The 20,716-nt window shown below is 37.6% G+C and carries 19 protein-coding genes; 15 read left to right on the forward strand and 4 right to left on the reverse strand.

Features of this window, described 5'->3' with window-relative positions:
- Nucleotides 1–847 precede the first annotated feature (847 nt).
- The gene (locus tag ACFILW_RS00980; RefSeq protein WP_375684934.1) at nt 848–2,737 is read right to left on the reverse strand and encodes a peptidyl-prolyl cis-trans isomerase; all 1,890 of its coding nucleotides are present in this window, start codon (nt 2,735–2,737) and stop codon (nt 848–850) included.
- A gap of 154 nt (nt 2,738–2,891) precedes the next feature.
- On the opposite strand from ACFILW_RS00980, the gene tpiA reads away from it, so the two are divergent.
- The 15 genes from tpiA (at nt 2,892) to ACFILW_RS01055 (ending at nt 17,848) form a co-directional block, all read left to right on the forward strand.
- Entirely contained in the window at nt 2,892–3,656 is a 765-nt protein-coding gene (tpiA, locus tag ACFILW_RS00985; protein WP_375612907.1) for a triose-phosphate isomerase, read from the forward strand.
- 82 nt (nt 3,657–3,738) lie between these two features.
- Nucleotides 3,739–4,191: a preprotein translocase subunit SecG gene (secG, locus tag ACFILW_RS00990; RefSeq protein ID WP_375612906.1), complete on the forward strand. Its 453-nt coding sequence runs from the start codon at nt 3,739–3,741 to the stop codon at nt 4,189–4,191.
- 129 nt (nt 4,192–4,320) lie between these two features.
- Complete coding sequence (locus ACFILW_RS00995) at nt 4,321–5,949, forward strand: CTP synthase (RefSeq protein ID WP_375622164.1); 1,629 nt, start codon at nt 4,321–4,323, stop codon at nt 5,947–5,949.
- Nucleotides 5,950–5,985: 36 nt separating this feature from the next.
- Nucleotides 5,986–6,822 (forward strand): 3-deoxy-8-phosphooctulonate synthase, encoded by an 837-nt coding sequence (gene kdsA / locus ACFILW_RS01000; RefSeq protein ID WP_375622163.1) that lies wholly within the window; start codon nt 5,986–5,988, stop codon nt 6,820–6,822.
- A gap of 71 nt (nt 6,823–6,893) precedes the next feature.
- Entirely contained in the window at nt 6,894–8,162 is a 1,269-nt protein-coding gene (gene eno, locus ACFILW_RS01005) for a phosphopyruvate hydratase (RefSeq protein WP_375645789.1), read from the forward strand.
- Nucleotides 8,163–8,277: 115 nt separating this feature from the next.
- On the forward strand, nt 8,278–8,685 hold the full coding sequence (locus ACFILW_RS01010; RefSeq protein ID WP_375611266.1) for an NINE protein: 408 nt from the start codon (nt 8,278–8,280) through the stop codon (nt 8,683–8,685).
- A gap of 368 nt (nt 8,686–9,053) precedes the next feature.
- Entirely contained in the window at nt 9,054–9,464 is a 411-nt protein-coding gene (locus ACFILW_RS01015) for a TM2 domain-containing protein (RefSeq protein WP_375620764.1), read from the forward strand.
- Between the two features lie 369 nt (nt 9,465–9,833).
- Complete coding sequence (locus tag ACFILW_RS01020) at nt 9,834–10,265, forward strand: hypothetical protein (protein WP_375622161.1); 432 nt, start codon at nt 9,834–9,836, stop codon at nt 10,263–10,265.
- A 181-nt stretch (nt 10,266–10,446) separates the two neighbouring features.
- Nucleotides 10,447–10,758 carry a septum formation initiator family protein gene (locus ACFILW_RS01025; protein WP_012754998.1) on the forward strand — a complete coding sequence of 104 codons (312 nt, stop codon included), beginning with the start codon at nt 10,447–10,449 and terminating at the stop codon, nt 10,756–10,758.
- Between the two features lie 135 nt (nt 10,759–10,893).
- On the forward strand, nt 10,894–11,934 hold the full coding sequence (gene pdhA / locus ACFILW_RS01030; RefSeq protein ID WP_375611269.1) for a pyruvate dehydrogenase (acetyl-transferring) E1 component subunit alpha: 1,041 nt from the start codon (nt 10,894–10,896) through the stop codon (nt 11,932–11,934).
- Between the two features lie 16 nt (nt 11,935–11,950).
- Nucleotides 11,951–13,315, forward strand: a complete 1,365-nt coding sequence (locus ACFILW_RS01035) for a pyruvate dehydrogenase complex E1 component subunit beta (protein WP_375622160.1) — start codon at nt 11,951–11,953, stop codon at nt 13,313–13,315.
- A gap of 14 nt (nt 13,316–13,329) precedes the next feature.
- The gene (locus ACFILW_RS01040; RefSeq protein WP_375684935.1) at nt 13,330–14,673 is read left to right on the forward strand and encodes a pyruvate dehydrogenase complex dihydrolipoamide acetyltransferase; all 1,344 of its coding nucleotides are present in this window, start codon (nt 13,330–13,332) and stop codon (nt 14,671–14,673) included.
- A gap of 220 nt (nt 14,674–14,893) precedes the next feature.
- Nucleotides 14,894–16,354 carry a dihydrolipoyl dehydrogenase gene (gene lpdA, locus ACFILW_RS01045; protein WP_375677128.1) on the forward strand — a complete coding sequence of 487 codons (1,461 nt, stop codon included), beginning with the start codon at nt 14,894–14,896 and terminating at the stop codon, nt 16,352–16,354.
- Between the two features lie 67 nt (nt 16,355–16,421).
- Nucleotides 16,422–17,384 (forward strand): lipoyl synthase, encoded by a 963-nt coding sequence (gene lipA, locus ACFILW_RS01050; RefSeq protein ID WP_375611273.1) that lies wholly within the window; start codon nt 16,422–16,424, stop codon nt 17,382–17,384.
- Between the two features lie 2 nt (nt 17,385–17,386).
- Nucleotides 17,387–17,848 carry a type II toxin-antitoxin system RatA family toxin gene (locus ACFILW_RS01055; RefSeq protein ID WP_273791149.1) on the forward strand — a complete coding sequence of 154 codons (462 nt, stop codon included), beginning with the start codon at nt 17,387–17,389 and terminating at the stop codon, nt 17,846–17,848.
- A 557-nt stretch (nt 17,849–18,405) separates the two neighbouring features.
- On the opposite strand, the gene ACFILW_RS01060 is transcribed toward ACFILW_RS01055, so the two are convergent.
- Genes ACFILW_RS01060 through rirA form a run of 3 tightly spaced genes read right to left on the reverse strand, consistent with a single transcriptional unit; the run spans nt 18,406 to nt 20,549 of the window.
- Complete coding sequence (locus ACFILW_RS01060) at nt 18,406–18,894, reverse strand: CinA family protein (RefSeq protein ID WP_375622155.1); 489 nt, start codon at nt 18,892–18,894, stop codon at nt 18,406–18,408.
- Nucleotides 18,891–20,081, reverse strand: a complete 1,191-nt coding sequence (locus ACFILW_RS01065) for a bifunctional 2-C-methyl-D-erythritol 4-phosphate cytidylyltransferase/2-C-methyl-D-erythritol 2,4-cyclodiphosphate synthase (protein WP_375622328.1) — start codon at nt 20,079–20,081, stop codon at nt 18,891–18,893. Before ACFILW_RS01065 ends, ACFILW_RS01060 begins: the two co-directional genes overlap by 4 nt.
- A gap of 24 nt (nt 20,082–20,105) precedes the next feature.
- Nucleotides 20,106–20,549 carry an iron-responsive transcriptional regulator RirA gene (gene rirA, locus ACFILW_RS01070; protein ID WP_375622154.1) on the reverse strand — a complete coding sequence of 148 codons (444 nt, stop codon included), beginning with the start codon at nt 20,547–20,549 and terminating at the stop codon, nt 20,106–20,108.
- Between the last annotated feature and the right edge of the window lie 167 nt (nt 20,550–20,716).

Genomic DNA, 20,716 nt, shown 5'->3' on the forward strand with positions numbered 1-20,716 from the left:
GATAAAAGGAGCTATTGTGATTCCAAACCATTTTTTTGTTATAAAAAATGTTGATGTTTTGGTTGTTATGAACGCAAAAGAATAAGAAATTTTATGATCTTGAAAATACGCTGTATTTCTTCATCAGTAATATGTTTTATTCAGTGTATTGGATGGGTGAGATGCAGAGAAAGAAAAACATGAGATAAATCTTAATACATTGGTTTGTTTGAAGAAGAACTTTTAAGTACTCTGAATGTATTGATTGTATCTCATTTGCAAATGAAATGAAATTTCTATTTTATGAGAGAAGTTATCTTAGCAGTCTATAAGTCTATAAAAAACTCTTATTTTTGAGAAATTATAACATCATAATTGATGATTGTTATGATTGATGAATATATTGATTTATAATGATAATACGTTTTTTCTCATATTGAATGAGAGTCTTGAATAGAAAAAGATTTCTCCATTTTTATAATGAATTTTAAAAATAGTTTTTTTATCTATTATAAGTTGGGTGTGTAAATGAAATCATTTAAGGAAGAAGCAATACGCTTCCTATGAATGAATATTAAGAGTAGAAATATGCTGAGCTATGAATGACGATAGGGATGACATTTATAGCTTAATAGGCGACAACCTTTGGATGAATAATGTTTTTTAATGCGTTGCAAAAACAACTCTACATTCCATTGACTATTTTCTCGCAAATCCATACATGCACTGATTTGCGAGAGAATGAAGCATTATAAAAATGTTTGATCCTAAGATATGCAAACAAGAGATCTATCTTACCTCTTCAACTATAGACGAAGAGCTGATGGAAAATTTATCAAATAAGTTCTTTAAATTATATAAAATTTTTTTATTGGAGAGCGTTAAAGATCTGATTATAATTTGTGCTATTAATTTCCAAAGGATGTTCTTTATTGGCAACTTGTAGCATTTCTAACTTGAGATCTTCTCTTATCATCATATCTATATTGGTGCGGACTTCAGTTGAAAGAGTATGAGACGTGATATCTTTAGGCATGGTTACAGTCTTTATTTGATAAATGATACGGTTTGTTGCAACCGGACCTTTTATGATGCCATAATGACCTTTGGGACCGGAAAATAATGCTTTAATGCCTTCAACGCCAAGGGTTTCAGATGAGTCTTGACGCCGGAGGGTTGGTGTTGTTTGTTTTGTAACACCAAGGGTATGAGCAAGAGCAACAAGACTTTTTCCTTCCGTGAGCTGTTTGAGAGCATTTTGGGCTTTTTCATCAAGAAGACGTTGGATTTCCTCATTTTTCCATTGAGCAAGAACATCTAGCTTAGCCTCTTCAAGTGTCTTATCACGGGCAGGAATAATTTTATCGACCTTGTACCAGAGATATCCACCATTTTGAAAAGAGAGAGGATCAAGATCGACTCCTTCGTTTGATTGATAGATGGCATTCAGTAAAATATCTTTTTGAGGTAAATCCGTGAGTATTGTACCTTCAAGCGTTTTTCCCGTTTTATCAATGGTAATTGTGCGCAAAGATAACTTGTATTGGTCAGCTAACTCTTTGAGAGAAGCACCCTCAAAACGAGCATTTTCAATGGCTACATAATTGTTACGGATATCATCAGTAGCACGATTTTTGGCAAGTGTTTGGCGAATATTTTCTTCTACACTTTCAAAAGGAAGAGAGCTTGAGGGTTCAATATGCGTGACGCGAATGATAACAGGTCCCTGTAAGTCATTTATCACAGAACTGACTTGACCTTGTTGAAGTTCAAAAATTTCAGATGTCAGATGATTAGGAAGTTCGTTTTCTGCGAGAGGACCTTTTTTTATGTCATTAAGAGTCTTTTTTTCAGCTTTTACCAGTTCATCAAAACTCAATCCATCAGCTATTTTTTTTGCTGCATTATCGGCTTCTTCGCGTGAGGGGAATCGCAGTTCTTCGAATGTACGCTTTTCAGGCGTTACAAAACGTGAAGCATTTTGTGTATAATAGGCTTTCGCCTCATCTGTTGAGATATCTTTAGGTTTTACAAAATCATTAAGTTCCATAGATAGCAAAGAGACAGTACGGTATTCTGGAGCACGAAATTGACTTTGATGTGTTTCAAACCATTTTTGTAATGTTTCGTAATCAGGATCAGCAATTGTTTTCTTTTCTTTTAGATCAATAACGAGATAATCAGCAATACGCATTTCTCCTTGATAAAGAGCAAGTGCTTTATAAAAGAGATTTGGTGCCTTCATATCAGAAAGTAAAGCAGCAATAAGCTGATTACGCTTTTCTTGTTTGGTGTAATAATTAAGAAAAGCACTTTCACTAATACGTAAATGCTGAAGATAGTTATAAAACAAGTTTTTATCAAAAGTGCCATTTACCTGGAACATCTTATCAGAACCAATCGTATGAGCTATTGTATCTTTTGAAAGACTTATTTTCATTTTACGTGCTTGTTCATCAAGCAGTACATTTTGTTGTAATTGATTAAATACAAAAGCAGGAATTTGGTATTGCTGCATTTCATTTGTTGTAAACATTCGTCCAAGATGAGCAGCATATGCTAAACGTGCGCTTTGATCGGCGAGTGCAAGACGATAATCATCGACAGTTACTGTGGACTTTCCAGAAGTAATAAGATCTCTTTCACTTTTTTTGTGTAACTGCGGTACCCCCCATAAAAGAATGAAGCATAAGAGTAAAATAGCAAGGAAAATTCTAAAAATCCAAGAATTTGTAGCATTTCTTATGATGTCAAGCATTGTTCAAGTCCATTTTTAATGTGAGTTATTATCAAAGCTGTAATGGAATTTGCAATAAAGAGATGAAAGATGCAAGCTTTAAAGACTTGCTTTCATTTTATAATTTGGTAACTACAGATAAACAATGTATTGTAAAAGCTCTTGAGGTGAAAATATGTCTCAAAATATTCGGCCTTTTCTTGCTGGAAATTGGAAAATGAATGGAACGAGTGAATCGCTTGGAGAGTTGCGTGCTATTGCTACAGGCGTTAGCTCTGATCTAGGTCATCTATTTGAAGCCCTAATTTGTGTTCCAGCAACGCTTTTATCGCGTGCTTCTAATACGCTGAATGGTGAAAATCTCCTTTTAGGAGGACAAAATTGTCACTTTGATGATCATGGTCCTTATACTGGAGATATTTCAGCTTTTATGCTTAAAGAAGCGGGAGCAAGTCATGTTATTATTGGGCATTCAGAACGTCGTACAGTGTACCAGGAAAATGATGCGATTGTCTGTGCCAAAGTGCAAGCTGCGTGGCGAGCAGGTCTTGTGGCTCTTGTATGTATTGGTGAAACATTGGAGGAGCGTAATAATAATAAAGTACTGGATATTCTCACGCAGCAGCTTGAAGAATCTCTCCCAGATGATGCAACAGCAGAGAATACCATTATCGCTTATGAACCAGTTTGGGCGATAGGCACCGGCAATACAGCGACTCCAGAAGATATTGCAAAAGTACATCATTTCATTCGTGATAGGGTGCGCTCTCGTTTTGGTGATGAAGGCAATAAGATACGTTTGCTTTATGGTGGATCCGTAAAACCATCCAATGCATTTGAGCTTTTAAGCATTGCTCATGTTAATGGTGCTTTGATAGGTGGAGCAAGCTTAAAAGCGATTGATTTTTTAACTATTTGCGATGTTTGTCGTAAACTATAGCAGAGAAATTTGAGTTTCCCCTTGGATTGTGCGTTATTTATGTGTAAATAGCTATTAAAGAGTTATTTGAAGAGCAGGGTTTATGCAAACAGTACTTATAGTTATTCATTTTTTGATTGTGATTACTTTGGTTGGTGTTATATTAATTCAACCTTCAGAAGGTGGTGGGCTAGGTGTGAGTAATAGCTCAGGGTTGATGAAAACTCGTGGATCTCGAAACCCTTTAACACGTTTGACTGCTATTTTAGCCTGTTGTTTTTTTGTTGTGTCTATTGGACTTACCGTGGTGAGTAATATATCAAATTCTAGTTCTGATATCTTAAAGCGTATACCGGTTAATTCAGAACAGAATTCTACCAATAAAGACTCAGGATCAGTCCCATCGTCAGATGGTGAGTCTTCCCCTTCTATTCTTGAACAGCTAGGAGGCACTTCGAATTCTTCGCAGGAACAGAAACAGTCCACAAATCCTGAAGCAGAAAGTCCAGTTCCTCAGGTTCTTGAAAATACAGTTCCAGATAACAGTACAAAATAGTTTTTTAAGAAAACATAGACTTTTTAAAAAAGGTGATTTTTTTCGCCTTTTTTATTTTAGAAGAAAAATTGTTTCTTTTTGCATTTTTTGCTGGAAAAATAATTATAAATTGCTTATCACCATAAGCCCATGGCACGTTATGTTTTTATTACTGGTGGTGTGGTTTCTTCCCTTGGAAAAGGCATCGCAGCGGCGGCGTTAGCAGCGTTATTACAGGCTCGTGGCTATCGCGTACGTCTTCGCAAACTTGATCCTTATTTAAATGTTGATCCAGGTACGATGTCACCTTATCAACATGGTGAAGTATTTGTGACCGATGATGGTGCAGAAACAGATCTTGATCTTGGTCATTATGAGCGTTTTACTGGGCGTTCTGCAAATAGCCAAGATAGTATTACAACAGGGCGTATTTATCGCAATATCATTGAACGAGAGCGGCGTGGTGATTATTTGGGGGCAACAGTCCAAGTTATTCCTCATGTTACGGATGAAATTAAGAGATTCATTACGATGGGAAATGAAGAATTTGATTTTGTTTTGTGTGAGATAGGTGGAACGGTTGGTGATATTGAAGCAATGCCTTTTCTAGAAGCGATTCGTCAGCTTCGCAATGAGCTACCGAGACAAAATGTCGTTTATGTCCATCTCACATTAATGCCTTATATTCCTTCGGCAGGTGAATTAAAAACGAAACCAACACAACATTCTGTCAAAGAATTGCAAGCAGTTGGTATTTCTCCTGATATTTTGCTTGTACGTGCAGATCGATCTATTCCAGAAACAGAACGGTGCAAATTATCACTTTTTTGCAATGTTCGCTCCAATGCAGTCATTCAGGCATTAGATATGCCAACAATTTATGATGTTCCTATGGCATACCATAAGGAAGGTTTGGACTCTGAAGTTCTTTGCGCTTTTGGAATCGATTCGGCACCTTCCCCCAAGATGGGTCGTTGGGAAGATATTACGCATCGTATTCACCATCCTGAAGGAGAAGTTACGATTGCTGTTGTGGGAAAATATACGGGCTTAAAGGATGCTTATAAATCTCTGATTGAAGCGATTGCGCATGGTGGTTTAGCGAATAGAGTGAAGGTTAATATTGAGTGGATTGATTCGGAGCTTTTTGAAAAAGAAGATTCTGTTTCAGCTTTACAAAAAGCCCATGGAATTTTGGTTCCAGGTGCTTTTGGGGCACGAGGGGCAGAAGGGAAGATTCGAGCAATTCAATTTGCGCGAGAGCGTAAAGTTCCATTTTTAGGGATTTGTTTTGGGATGCAATTAGCTTGTATAGAAGCTGCGCGCAATATTGCACAGATTGAGAATGCTTCATCAAGCGAGTTTTGCGAAACAGACAATCCAATTGTAGGTTTAATGACAGAATGGCTTAAAGGGGACGTTCTTGAAAAACGTACAAGAAATGGTGATCTCGGCGGTTCAATGCGCCTTGGTGCTTTTGCTGCTGAATTAAAAGAAGAGAGTCATATTGCTCAAATTTATGGGATGACCAAGATTGTCGAGCGACATCGTCATCGTTATGAGGTCAATATTGATTATAAGGATAAGTTAGAACAGTGTGGTTTGATTTTTTCTGGGATGTCTCCTGATGGTATTTTACCAGAAACGATAGAATATGTAGATCATCCATGGTTTATTGGTGTTCAATATCATCCAGAATTAAAATCTCGTCCTTTTGATCCACATCCGCTTTTTTCTTCTTTTATTGAAGCCGCTGTAGAACAAAGTCGATTGGTTTAATGCATAAATTGGATTACTTTGCTTTTGAGGGATAAAATGACTAAACCAAATGCCCGTGTGAAAGTTGGAAATATGATTTTTTCAAATGAAATGCCTCTTTCATTAATTGCAGGGCCGTGTCAGATGGAAAGTCGTGATCATGCTTTTGAAATGGCTGGTCGTATTAAAACCATTACCGATCAGGTTGGTATGGGGTTTGTTTATAAATCAAGTTACGATAAAGCCAACAGAACCTCTTTGAGTGCAGCACGTGGTATTGGTCTTGAAAAAGCAATGGCTATTTTTTCTGATTTAAAAAAAGAGTTTGATTGTCCCATATTAACGGATGTGCATACAGAAGATCAATGTGCAATTGTTTCTTCTACGGTCGATATTTTACAAATACCGGCTTTTTTATGTCGTCAAACAGATCTTTTGGTAGCAGCTGCTAAAACAGGGTGTGTTATTAACATTAAAAAAGGTCAGTTTTTAGCGCCGTGGGACATGGAGAATGTTTTAAAAAAGGTTGTTTTCAGTGGTAATCCGAATGTTATGCTTTGTGAGCGAGGCACGTCATTTGGTTATAACCGGCTTGTTTCTGATATGCGTTCGTTGCCTATTTTACGTTCATTTGGAGCTCCTGTTATTTTTGACGCAACACATTCTGTTCAAGAACCTGGGGGGCAGGGGGCTTCATCTGGTGGACAGCGTCAATTTGTTGAAATTTTAGCGCGTGCGGCTGTTTCTGTTGGGGTCGCAGGTATTTTTTTAGAAACACATCAAGATCCAGATAATGCACCTTCTGATGGACCCAATATGATTAAAATTGATGATTTACAAAGATTGCTTGAGACTTTAATGGAATTTGATTATCTGTCAAAAAAGTTGAGTTGAGAAGAGAAAAAATATTTCATTAATAGGGCATTATAAATGAATCGCGACTTTTGTTGGATAAGGAAACATATATGACTATAATTGTCGATATCATTGGGCGTGAAGTTCTTGATAGCCGTGGTAATCCAACGGTAGAAGTTGATGTTCATTTGGAAAATGGGGCTTTTGGTCGTGCTCTGGTTCCATCGGGAGCCTCAACGGGAGCCCATGAGGCTATAGAACTTCGTGATGGTGGTTTGCGTTATCAAGGGAAAGGTGTTGAAAAAGCGGTTTCTGCAGTCAATGGCGAAATTCTTGAAGAACTTGGTGGGCGAGATGCAACAAATCAAATCGCTATTGATCAAGCAATGATTGCTTTGGATGGAACGCCAAATAAAGCCCGTCTTGGTGCCAATGCACTTCTTGGTGTTTCATTAGCGGTTGCAAAAGCAGCGGCGGATTCATTAAATTTACCTTTGTATCGTTATATTGGTGGTACACAAGCACATATTCTTCCAACACCTATGATGAATGTTATTAATGGTGGCGTTCATGCTGATAACTTGATTGATTTTCAAGAGTTTATGATTATTCCTATAGGAGCTCCTACTGTAAAAGAAGCTATCCGTTATGGCGCTGAGGTTTTCCATACATTGAAAAAGCTTTTAAAAGATGCGGGTTATAATACCAATGTTGGTGATGAAGGTGGTTTTGCACCTCAATTTAAAAGTGCTGATCAAGCAATTGATTTTATTATGGAATCTATCATGGCATGTGGCTATAAACCAGGTGAACAAATTGCCATTGGTTTAGACTGTGCTTCAACAGAATTTTATAAAAATGGTTCGTATTTTTATAAAGGTGAGGGGAAATGCCGTGACACCCAAGAGCAGGTAGATTATTTAGCGCAGCTTGTGAAAAATTATCCTATTATTACAATTGAAGATGGAATGGCAGAGGATGATTGGGAAGGTTGGAAGCTACTTACTGACACAATTGGAGAAAAATGTCAGCTTGTTGGCGATGATTTGTTTGTAACGAATTCAGCACGTTTGCGTGATGGTATCAAAATGGGGGTAGGCAATTCTATTCTCATAAAAGTTAATCAAATTGGTACATTGAGTGAAACACTTGATGCTGTAGAAGTAGCACATAAAGCAGGTTATCGTGCCATTATATCTCATCGTTCAGGCGAAACAGAGGATTCTTTCATTGCAGATCTTGCAGTTGCAACGAATTGTGGACAAATTAAAACAGGTTCTCTTGCACGTTCGGATAGATTAGCCAAATACAATCAACTTATTCGTATTGAAGAAATACTGGGAGCCCAAGCGCGTTATGCTGGTGATGTATATCGTTGATAGTTGTGAGCACAAAGTGTGAGAGTATGATATTATTTAGATTATGAAATTGAGATTTCTTATCAAAGACATGTACTCAGTAATTTTATAGGTATTTAAGTTTATAGGGATTAAGATGAGAGGTATAATTATTACTCAAGATCAAGGAATGTATCTCGTTTCGGGTGATGACGGTAAGCGTTATCAGTTTGCGACTTGGGATTGGTTGGGAAAGAAACCACCAAGGATTGGTGATACTGTTGATTTTGTCTATGAAGGGGGTGTTGTCAGTTCTGTTTTTCCATTGTTGAGATCAGGTACAGAGAACTCAAAGATAATGTTTGCACTTCTTTGTTGGGTTGCAGGTATCTTTGGTGTTCATCGCTTTATGGTTGGGAGAGTTCGGACGGGTACTTTAATGCTCGTTTTATCTTTATCATTGTTTGGATTGATGATTACCGGTATTTGGGCGATTGTTGATTTTATACTCATTATTGCTGGAAAATTTACGGATAAAGATGGGAATCAGATTACAGATTTGTGAAAAATTTACAATAAAAAGAAAATAATAAAGTTTACTTTTTATTTCGATCAATATATTAAGTTGCAATAATGCAAGATTATTGTACTCTATTTCTTTAATGTGAGATATTAAGAGAAATATGCACAGTTGAATAAAAGTATTGAAAAAGACTGTGCTATTTTATGTGGGTAAATCAACTAAGGTTGTTTTGTATTGCTGCTTATAGCAGCAGAAAGCGTTAGATCATTGGGGGGCAAAACTATTTTAATTTCATGTTTATCACGGCTGCTACAAATTTTATTTACGCCGTGAGGTTAATCAGCATATTATAAAAAGAAATAGTCTCTTTATGAATAACACATAAGGAGCAGCTTTATAGGTGGGCAAGGATGAAGGGTAAAATTATTGGTCAAGATCAAGGAGTTTATCTCGTTTCGGGAGGTGATGATAAGCGTTATCAATTTGAGGATTGGAATTGGTTAGGAAAAAAACCGCCGAGTATAGGGGATATTGTTGATTTTGTATATGAAGATAATGTTGTTAAATCTGTTCTCCCTCTCTTAAGTCAAAAAGAATCAGAGCAATCAAGATTAGGTCTGGCAGTTATTTGTTTTTTTTTGGGATGGTTGGGTATTCACCGCTTTATGGCTGGTAAAATTGGAACGGGTATCGTAATGCTTCTCATAAATGTAACAGGTATAGGAATTCTTATCAATATACTGTGGTCATTTATTGATTTTATAGTTATTTTATCTGGATATTTTAGAGATGCAGATGGCAATAAAATTACCAAGTTATAGCAACTCGACAAAATTTTAATATAAACAAATAATTTTATTTATATTTATCAATATATTAATTTAATAATGTAAGTTATTTTATTCTATGTCTTTAATGTTAAATATTAAATAAAATTATGAATATTTAAATAAAAATATTGAAAAAGAATGTACTATTTCATATAAAAAGCAAAAGTACAAATCGAACAGCGTGCTTTGTATTGCCACTTATAAATGCGGGAATTTTAAGTTGTTGGGGGATTTTAAGCTTTTTAAAATGTCGTATATCACGGTGAGTACAGATCGTATTCATGCCGTGAGGTTTATCCAACATATTATCATATTAGAAGAAAAGCTTCTTTATGCATAACAATTTTATAGGTGGTGAAGATGAAAGGTAAAATTATTAGTCAGGATCAAGGAAATTATTTCGTTTCAGGTGGTGATGGTAAGCGTTATCAGTTCTTGAGTAGGAATTGGTCAGGAAAAAAGCCACCAAAGGTTGGTGATATGGTTGATTTTGTCTGTGAAGGGGATACCATTAAGTCTGTTTTTCCTATCTTGTCAGCAGGGCAGCCACAACAATCAAAAATGTTGTTAGCGATCGTTTGCATGTGTTTTGGTGCATTGGGGATTCATCGTTTTATGGTTGGTAAAATTATAACAGGCATTGTAATGCTTCTTATAACTATACTAAGTACAATAGGTCTACTATTTATGGGGATAGGGCTTATAGGGATTATTTTTATAATTATACCTTGGGTATTGATTGATTTTATCCTTATTTTAACAGGAAATTTGGGGAAAAAATCTACAAATTAGAGGATATCCAATATTTGTAATAGAAAAAGTGGGGCATTCAACTTACTTTGATTGTCTTAAGGGGGGGGAATTGAACATAATAAGATTATTTAGTGTAGATTTGGTAATGAGGTATTAATCAAAATCGTGCATAGTTGGGCTGATTATTAAGAAATTTGTGCTGTAAAGACTGTGCTATTTTATGTGGACAAAGCAGAAACGTCGATCAATCAAAGTACGCTTTGTACTACCTCTTATGACGGTGGGAGTCTTAAGCTATTTCAGTTACCACATTTATCATGGTGAGTATGGATTGTATTCACGCAGTGAAGTTAATCAGCATATTAGCGAATTAGAAAAGGAGCTTCATAAAATAGAAGCTGAGCGGATATTCATGGAAAAGCGTATTTCTCTTTTACGCAATGGGCATATAGAAAAAGATATGTTGGATGAGTATGTCCGAAAGAATTTGAACTTTTCTAAGCCAAATGAATTGACAATCTTAATACCTTGAAATGATACCAAAGGTAAATGAAAAATCGCTTAATTTAAACAACAATCAGCAATGATATTGTTTAAGCCGATTGATAAGGCTTGTAACTTTTGTTCGTAAAGGTTATTCCTAAATAATCATAAAAGGGAGTTTAATATGGCAGAACGACTTAAAAAAAATTCTGCGTCGGCGGCGCGCACTGCATTATCAAGCACCACAAAGAAAGCACCAATAGCAGATTTTACAAAAGAAGAAGAAATTGATGCTTATCGTGAAATGCTTTTAATTCGCCGTTTTGAAGAAAAAGCAGGACAACTTTATGGTATGGGGCTTATTGGGGGATTTTGTCACCTTTATATTGGTCAGGAAGCCGTTGTTATAGGAACATTGAAAGCGGCAAAAGAAGGTGATCAGGTTATTACGTCTTACCGTGATCATGGACATATGTTAGCGGTTGGGATGAGTCCGCGTGGTGTCATGGCAGAATTAACGGGGCGCCAAGGTGGCTTTTCCAAAGGGAAAGGTGGCTCGATGCATATGTTCTCTAAAGAAAAGAACTTTTATGGAGGACATGGTATTGTTGGTGCGCAGGTTCCCATTGGTTCAGGTTTGGCATTTTCGAATCAATATCTTGGTAAAGATAATGTGACATTGGTTTATTTTGGTGATGGTGCTGCAAATCAGGGGCAGGTTTACGAGAGTTTTAATATGGCTTCACTTTGGAAGCTTCCCGTTGTTTATATTATTGAAAACAATCAGTATGCTATGGGAACATCAGTTTCACGTGCATCTGCAGAAACTGATTTTTCCCGACGCGGTCTTTCTTTTGAAATTCCAGGTATTGTTGTTGACGGTATGGATGTTCGATCAGTAAAAGGAGCTGCTGATGAAGCAATTTCTTGGGCACGCTCAGGTAAAGGACCGATCATTCTTGATATGCAGACCTATCGCTATCGTGGTCATTCCATGTCTGATCCAGCAAAATATCGTTCCAAGGAAGAAGTCCAAAAAATAAAAGAGGAGCACGATCCGATTGATCAAGTAAAAAGTCGGATTCTTAAAAAAAATTGGGCGAGCGAAGACGATTTAAAATCTGTTGAGAAAGAGGTCCGTGCAATTGTTGCTGATGCGGTAGATTTTGCACAAAGTGATCAAGAGCCAGATGCTTCTGAGCTCTATACTGATATTTTAGTTTGATGCGAGGGAAGCAAGTATGTCTATTGATATTTTGATGCCGGCGCTTTCGCCAACCATGGAAGAAGGTAAACTGTCTAAATGGCTTAAGAGAGAAGGTGATAAGGTTAGCTCTGGCGATGTTATTGCTGAAATTGAAACGGATAAGGCGACAATGGAAGTAGAGGCCGTTGATGAAGGTACTCTTGGTAAAATTTTTATTCCTGAAGGTTCAGAAGGCGTAAAGGTTAACACTGTTATTGCGACTTTGTTAGAAGAAGGTGAGCGTGCTGAGGATATTTCGCAACCTATTGATACAGCACAAAAAACTAAAGAAACTCCTTTTTCTCTTCCTTCGTCAGTTCCGCAGTCTCCATCTTTTGATACGCCTCCTGATTTTGATATTCCAGCTGGAACACAAATGGTTACAATGACAGTTCGTGAAGCGCTTAATCAGGCTTTGGCTGAAGAAATGCGACGTGATGAAACAGTTTTTCTTATGGGGGAAGAAGTCGCGCAATATCAAGGCGCCTATAAGGTTAGTCAAGGTTTGTTGGAAGAATTCGGAGAACGCCGAGTTATTGATACCCCCATTACAGAGCACGGCTTTGCTGGGTTGGCTGTCGGGGCTGCTTTTGGTGGGTTACGTCCCATTGTTGAGTTTATGACATTTAATTTTGCGATGCAGGCGATGGATCAAATTATTAACTCTGCAGCCAAAACACGTTATATGTCTGGTGGACAAATGACCGCTCCTATGGTTTTCCGTGGTCCCAATGGCGCGGCTGCCCGTGTTGGTGCTCAACATTCTCAATGTTATGCTGCATGGTATAGTCATATACCAGGTCTGAAAGTTGTTATGCCTTATAGCGCTGCAGATGCAAAAGGTTTGCTGAAAGCGGCTATTCGTGATGATAATCCTGTTATTTTTCTTGAAAATGAGATTTTGTACGGGCATCAATTTGATGTTCCTCAACTGGATGATTTTCTTTTGCCTATTGGTAAGGCACGTATTCATAAGTCTGGACAAGATGTGACAATTGTTGCATGTGGAATTGGGATGCATTATGCTGTTCAAGCGTTACCAGAAATTGAAAAACTTGGTATTGATGTTGAATTGATTGATTTACGAACCATTCGCCCGATGGATCTTCCAACAATTCTTTCTTCAGTTAAAAAAACAGGTCGTTTGGTCACAATTGAAGAGGGATTTCCTCAGTCATCCGTAGGAACTGAAATAGCAACGCGTGTTATGCAGCAGGCTTTTGACTATCTTGATGCGCCAATTGCTACGATTTCTGGTAAAGATGTTCCGATGCCTTATGCCGCTAATCTTGAAAAGTTGGCTTTGCCTAATACTGCTGAAATTATTGAGGCCGTTAAGGCTGTGACATACAGAGCATAACGGAGGAAAGCATAATGCCCATTAAAATTACAATGCCAGCGCTTTCCCCTACGATGGAAGAGGGAAATTTAACAAAATGGAATATTAAGGAGGGAGATAAGGTTTCCTCTGGTGATGTTATTGCTGAAATTGAGACGGATAAAGCGACAATGGAAGTCGAAGCCGTTGATGAAGGTAGGGTTGCTAAAATTGTTGTTCCTGCTGGAACACAAGGCGTTAAAGTAAATGCTTTAATTGTTGTTTTAGCAGAAGAAGGTGAAGATTTAGCTGAAGCTGCAAAAGTTACAGAAGAAATCTCTTCTTCTACAAGACAAAAACCAGAGGGCATCAAACAGACAGATTCTTTGAAACAGACGGACTCAAAGGGAATAAAAATGTCTCATGAATCATCAACTGGGCAATTAATACAGCAAGATAAAAAGGAAGCTCGTCTTTTTGCCTCTCCCTTAGCGCGGCGATTAGCATCTCAGGCAGGTCTTGATTTATCCCTTATTTCTGGAAGTGGTCCGCATGGGCGTATTATTAAGCGCGATATAGAAAAAGCTGTGAGCAGCGATATGTCTAAAGTGTCTTATTCATCATCGATAGGGGAGCTAATAGCTACAGGTGCTTCGGACAAACAGATATTGAAACTCTTCAAAGAGGATGAATATAGCTTCGCTCCCCATAATAATATGCGTAAAACAATCGCGACACGTTTGGTGGAATCAAAACAGAGAGTCCCACATTTCTATGTAACGGTAGATTGTGAACTTGATGCGCTATTAGCACTGCGTACACAACTAAATGCTGCTGCTCCAATGGTTAAGGGGCAGGAAGAAACTCAGCCTACTTATAAGCTTTCTGTTAATGATATGGTGATCAAAGCTGTCGCACTTTCTTTGAAAGCGGTTCCTGATGCGAATGTTTCTTGGCTTGAAGGCGGGATGCTTCATCATAAACATTGTGATGTTGGGGTTGCTGTTTCTATTCCCAATGGATTAATTACACCGATTATTCGCCATGCAGAGGAAAAGCCGTTATCACTTATTTCCAAAGAGATGAAGGATTTTGCAAAGCGTGCGCGCGAGGGCAAGTTAAAAATGGAAGAATATCAGGGTGGAACAACAGCTGTATCAAATATGGGGATGTATGGTATAAAAAGTTTTTCGGCTATTCTTAATCCACCGCATGCGACGATTTTTGCGATTGGTGCAGGGGAGCAACGCGCCGTTGTTAAAAATGGTGCATTAGTTGTTGCGACAGTTATGTCAGTTACGCTTTCTGCGGATCATCGTGCTGTCGATGGTGCTTTAGCAGCAGAGCTCGCGCGGACTTTTAAGAAGATGATTGAAAATCCATTAGCAATGTTGGTTTGAACTGTTTAACAGTTCTTCACGTAAATTGTGAGAAAGCGTGTTAAGAGAATAGAAACAAATTTAAAGAGTTTAAAGAGCAATGTTATTGCTATTTCTGGTTTGGATAAAGCATTTGCGTGAAGCTTAAAGCAAAGACATAAGATAATTCTCTCATGTTTTTTTACAGACTTAAGTTCAAAAAATGCATATCCATTTTATATATATCCATGGAGGAATTACTGTGGTAAATCTTTATGATGTAATTGTGATTGGATCAGGTCCAGGCGGATATGTAACCGCAATTCGTGCAGCACAATGTGGCTTTAAGACTGCGATTGTCGAACGTGAACATTTGGGAGGGATCTGTTTAAATTGGGGATGTATTCCAACAAAGGCTCTTCTACGTTCAGCGGAAATGAAACATTTTGCTGAACATGCGACAAATTATGGATTAAAAATTAATGGTTCAATTGAGGCAAACATCAAAGATGTTGTGGCACGTTCACGGGGTGTTTCAGCACGTTTAAATGCTGGTGTTGGTTTTTTAATGAAAAAAAACAAAATTGATATTATCTGGGGTGAAGCAAAGCTTACTAAAGAAGCAAAGGGAAGCCTTCCTGCGGAAATTATGGTTTCTTCATCCTCCAAACCGATTATGCAACCGCAAAATCCAGTCCCTAAAGGGACGTTAGGGGAGGGAACTTATCAAGCAAAGCATATCATTATTGCAACGGGCGCACGTCCTCGTGTCCTTCCTGGTATTGAGCCAGATGGAAAACTCATTTGGACTTATTTTGAAGCTATGATACCGCCAGCAATGCCAAAATCGCTTTTGGTTATAGGGTCTGGGGCTATTGGCATTGAATTCGCTTCTTTTTATCATGATATGGGGGCGACAGTAACTGTTGTTGAAATGATGCCCCATATCATGCCTGCTGAAGATATTGAAATTTCAACGTTTGCTCGTAAACAGTTAGAGAAAAAAGGTTTACGCATTCTTCGTCAAGCAAAAGTAACAAAGGTTGAAAAATCTTCCGATTCTGTAAGTGTACATATTGATGTTCAAGGTAAAATAGAGTCAATGACTGTTAACCGGTTGATTTCCGCTGTTGGGGTGCAAGGTAATATTGAGAATCTTGGTTTAGAAGCTTTGGGAATAAAAACCGATCGCGGCTGCATTGTAACTGATGAATGGAGTTGGACGGGGGTGGAAGGTATTTATGCTATTGGTGATGTAGCAGGCCCTCCTATGTTGGCCCATAAAGCAGAAGAAGAAGGTGTGATATGTATTGAGCATCTTGCAGGTTTGAAAAGCGCTCATCCACTTGATAAAAGAAAAATTCCAGGGTGTACATATTGTACACCACAGGTTGCCTCTGTAGGGCTTTCAGAAGCGGCAGCAAAAGAAGCAGGTTATGATATACGTATTGGTCGTTATTCTTTTGCTGCGAATGGTAAGGCGATTGCTTTGGGTGAAGATCAGGGGTTAGTAAAAACGATTTTTGATAAAAAAACAGGACAGCTTCTCGGGGCCCATATGGTAGGGGCTGAGGTAACAGAATTGATACAGGGTTTTGTTATTGCTATGAATCTTGAAACAACAGAAGAAGAATTAATGCATACTGTCTTTCCACATCCGACCTTATCGGAAATGATGAAAGAAAGTGTATTAGATGCTTATGGTCAAGTTTTAAACGCTTGATGACTGGATTGTATGAAAAATTTTATATTTTTGATTGTTACTTCGTATTTATAAGGCAAAGGCTTAAATGGTTACGGTTGTTGATAGAGTTGCAAATAGACGATTGCGTCATCCTGAAAAGGCACATCGTCCTGATACAAGCGTTCAAAAAAAGCCAGATTGGATTCGTGTAAAAGCGCCAACATCACCAATTTATAAGGAAACACATGGTATTGTACGTACGCATAAGTTAGTGACTGTATGTGAAGAAGCTGGTTGTCCTAATATTGGCGAATGTTGGAGCCAGAGGCATGCTAGCTTTATGATTTTAGGTGAAATATGTACGCGTGCTTGTGCTTTTTGTAACGTTGCAACAGGTATTCCACTTGCCGTTGATGATAATGAGCCAGAACGTGTCGCTGATGCTGTTGCACGGATGGAATTAAAACATGTTGTCATTACATCTGTTGATCGTGATGATCTTGCTGATGGTGGTGCTGAGCATTTTGCAAAAGTTATTTATGCGATTCGTCAAAAAACTCCTAAAACAACAATTGAAGTTCTTACACCTGATTTTCGTCATAAGGATGGCGCTTTAGAAGTTGTTGTTGCTGCTAAGCCTGATGTTTTTAATCATAACTTAGAAACAGTTCCTTCTAAATATTTGAAGGTCCGTCCAGGGGCACGTTATTTTCATTCAATTCGTTTATTACAACGTGTTAAAGAGCTTGATCCAACAATTTTTACAAAATCGGGAATTATGGTTGGCCTCGGGGAGGAGCGAAATGAAGTTTTGCAATTGATGGATGATTTGCGCGCTGCTGATGTTGACTTTATGACAATTGGACAATATTTGCAGCCTACACGAAAACATCATCCAGTTGTTCGTTTTGTGCCTCCTGAAGAATTTGAGTCTTTTGCCAAGATTGGTAAAGTAAAAGGATTTTTACATATGGCCTCCAATCCTCTAACGCGTTCATCTCATCATGCTGGAGATGATTTTGCCATTTTGCAAAAAGCGCGTGATGAAAAATTTTCCTTACAGAGATAATTATGCCGATTTTTACAATACATCGGCAGATCACCCATAGTGCCAGTGAAATGTTTGATCTGGTTTCAGATATTGAGCGTTATCCTGAATTTTTACCAATGTGTGAGTCTTTAATAATACGTTCTCGAAAAGAATATGGAAAAAAAATATTGCTTCTTGCAGATATGACCGTTGGCTATAAGATTATTCGTGAAACTTTTACGACTCAAGTATTTCTTCAGCCGGAAAAAAGTCTTATAGAAGTTAAATATATTGATGGTCCATTCAAATATCTTGAAAATCGTTGGGCCTTTCATGATATTGAGAATACCAATGCATGTAATGTAGAGTTTTTTATTGATTATGAATTTAAAAGTAAAACGCTTGGATTAGTGATGGGCTCAATGTTTGATATTGCGTTTCGTAAATTTACCGAGGCTTTTGAGAAGCGTGCGCATCAGATTTATGGCTCTACGGTAACATAGTCTATTCTGTTATTTTTTAACAATACGTATTGCTTAAACAGCGTGAAGGTGAAAACTGGTTTTCATCTTTACTATTTGTTTTTAATTCAGCTTTCAAAAGCATATTGAAGGAATATCATTTTAAATGATGAAGATGATGCACAGATTCATGCTTTTGTTTCTCTCTTTTTTAATGGATGCACACTCGTTAAACAAAACGCCCAAATAGAACATGCTTGCGTCATACCCATTTCATAATAGTGCTCATAATAAATAGTATAGATCCTTCGTAAAAGTATATAAAATCCACATCTGTACACTTATGAAAAAGTCAGCCTGCACCATTTATTTGCCATCTCTCAAAGATATTGCGCCAGCTCGTAGCACTTGAGAGAGGTACGAGTGTCCCTTTCTTTAATTATTTTATTTATACAGTTTTTTTCTCTTGTGGCGTGCAAGTGAATAAATTTGATTAATTCAATATATCCAAGTTATGATACAATAAGATATTTTTTTCAAAAGATTGACGATTATAGACTCAATTTGGAATAGAGAGTTTTGAAATTGGTGTAGGGAATTCAGTGAAGCACTTCCAGAATCATTTTAAAAGCATTTTCAACAGTTGCATAGCGGATAGCATTGCGCTCAAGATGAGCAAAGTGCATTTCTTTGTGCTGGGGAGAGTGATTTTTGTAAGCAACCGCGCAATGCACAAGTCCTATAGGTTTATTGAGACTTGCGCCTCCTGGACCAGCAATTCCTGTTACAGAAACTGCAATGTCAGCTTGTGAATGTTTTAATCCACCTTCAGCCATTGCAAGAGCAACTTCTTTTGAAACGGCACCATAGGTTTTTATAAGTTCAGCACACACGCCCACCAAGCGTGTTTTAGATTCATTTGAATAAACAACAAATCCACAATCAAGAACATCTGACGATCCCGCAATATTTGTGAGGCTTGCAGCAATGAGCCCTCCTGTACAAGACTCTACAGTTGTTAACAGCAAACCTTTTTGACGAAAGGTATTAAGGACTTCATGTGCTTGTTTTTCACAAAAATATGTCATTGGGGAATTTCTCCTGGATAAAGAACGCTTACTGTTGCAAGAGCAGCAATTCCTTCACCACGACCAATAAATCCGAGCTTTTCATTTGTTGTTGCTTTAATAGAGATTCGATCAGGTGTCATTGCAAGTATTGTCATAAGATTTTCTGTCATGGCATGACGATAGGGACCAATTTTAGGATTTTCAGCGATAATTGTGATATCAACATTGGCGATACGACCACCTGCTTTTTTTAGAATACCAAGAGCATGACGAAGAAAAATTTCTGATGATACATTTTTCCATCGAGGATCAGAAGGAGGAAAATGTGTACCGATATCTCCAGCACCTTGAGTTGCAAGAAGGGCATCTGTTAATGCATGAAGAGCAACATCCGCATCGGAGTGTCCATTTAATTTTTTATGAAAAGGGATTTTTATACCACATAATATAAGAAAATCTCCATCCTCAAAAGAATGAACATCATAACCATTGCCGGTGCGAATATCAGGAAATATTTGCATTTTCTTTTGGAGATATAAATGTGCAGTATTAAAATCTTCATGCCATGTAATTTTTATATTATGAGGGTCACCTAGAACAGTAAGCATAGGAATTCCAAACCATTCGGCAATTGCAGAATCGTCAGTGAATTCTTGTTTGCAAGATTTCTTTGCTTGTTGATGGGCCGCTAAGATATGTTCAAAGGGAAAACACTGTGGAGTTTGTGCACTATAAAGATGGGTACGGGGAATTGTTTCTAAAACATGCTGATTATTTATACGTTTAAGGGTATCAGAGATGGGCAGAACAGGAAGAACACCTTCTTGAGGAGTAACGGTAGTATGAATGTTATCCAAGAGTTTGTTATCGATAAAGGGGCGTGCACCATCATGAATATGCACATATTTTGGATGAAATTTTCTGAGGGCTTGAAGTCCATGTAAAGTAGAAATTTGACGAGTATTACCTCCTTCAACGATAATAAGGCGCTCTTTAAAATCGCCAATAGCTTGTTCACAGATTTGACGATCTTCTGGATGAATAACGAGGATGATCGTTGTGATGGCTGGATGCTGCAAAAAACAATGCACGGTATGATAAATGATCGGCTTTTGTCCTAGAAGCCGATATTGTTTTGGAATTTTTTGTGGAGATTCTGCTCTTTCTCCGCGTCCAGCGGCTAATATTATTGCTGCAATAGAAATACTTAATCTCCTTATATTATAATCCTAGTTTACTCTTTTATCATTAATTTTAAAATGATTTTGAAAGGGGGGGCGTTGTAGATCAGCCAAAGATATCACTGATAACACCTCAAAAAAAGCATTTAATGCTTTTTGAAGTGCGGTATTTAAACCACAAAAATCTATCAATGGGCAAGTCGGTTCTGCTGTATCGAAACATTCTGCTAGGGAAAAGTTATCCTCTGTTACTTTTACAACATCAGCGACTGAAATCTCTGCTGCAGGTTTAGCCAATTTAACTCCACCATTGCGTCCACGCACTGTTTGTATGAAACCTGCTTGAACAAGCAGCTGAAGTATTTTAAATAAAAAAAGTTCTGAAACGGCATATGCTTTAGCAATTTCTGGAACACGACAGAGAGTTCCCTGATTATCTGCACAATACATGAGCATTCGAAGAGCATAATTTGTTTGTTTTGTTAATCGCATCTCATTTCCTTCGTAAAGTATCGTCGAACGCAGCTTATTTTAAAGATATTTTGCAAAATGTAGAAGTTCTTTCTCATTGACTGTATTTGCCCTATTTTAAATGTAGTATTAGTATTGTCAATTTTTGCTACAAAAGGTTATATGAGAATAATGGGATAAGGGTATGT

Origin of the sequence: Bartonella sp. TT110JLCBS (assembly GCF_042193405.1) — a bacterium.
Classification (GTDB): domain Bacteria; phylum Pseudomonadota; class Alphaproteobacteria; order Rhizobiales; family Rhizobiaceae; genus Bartonella.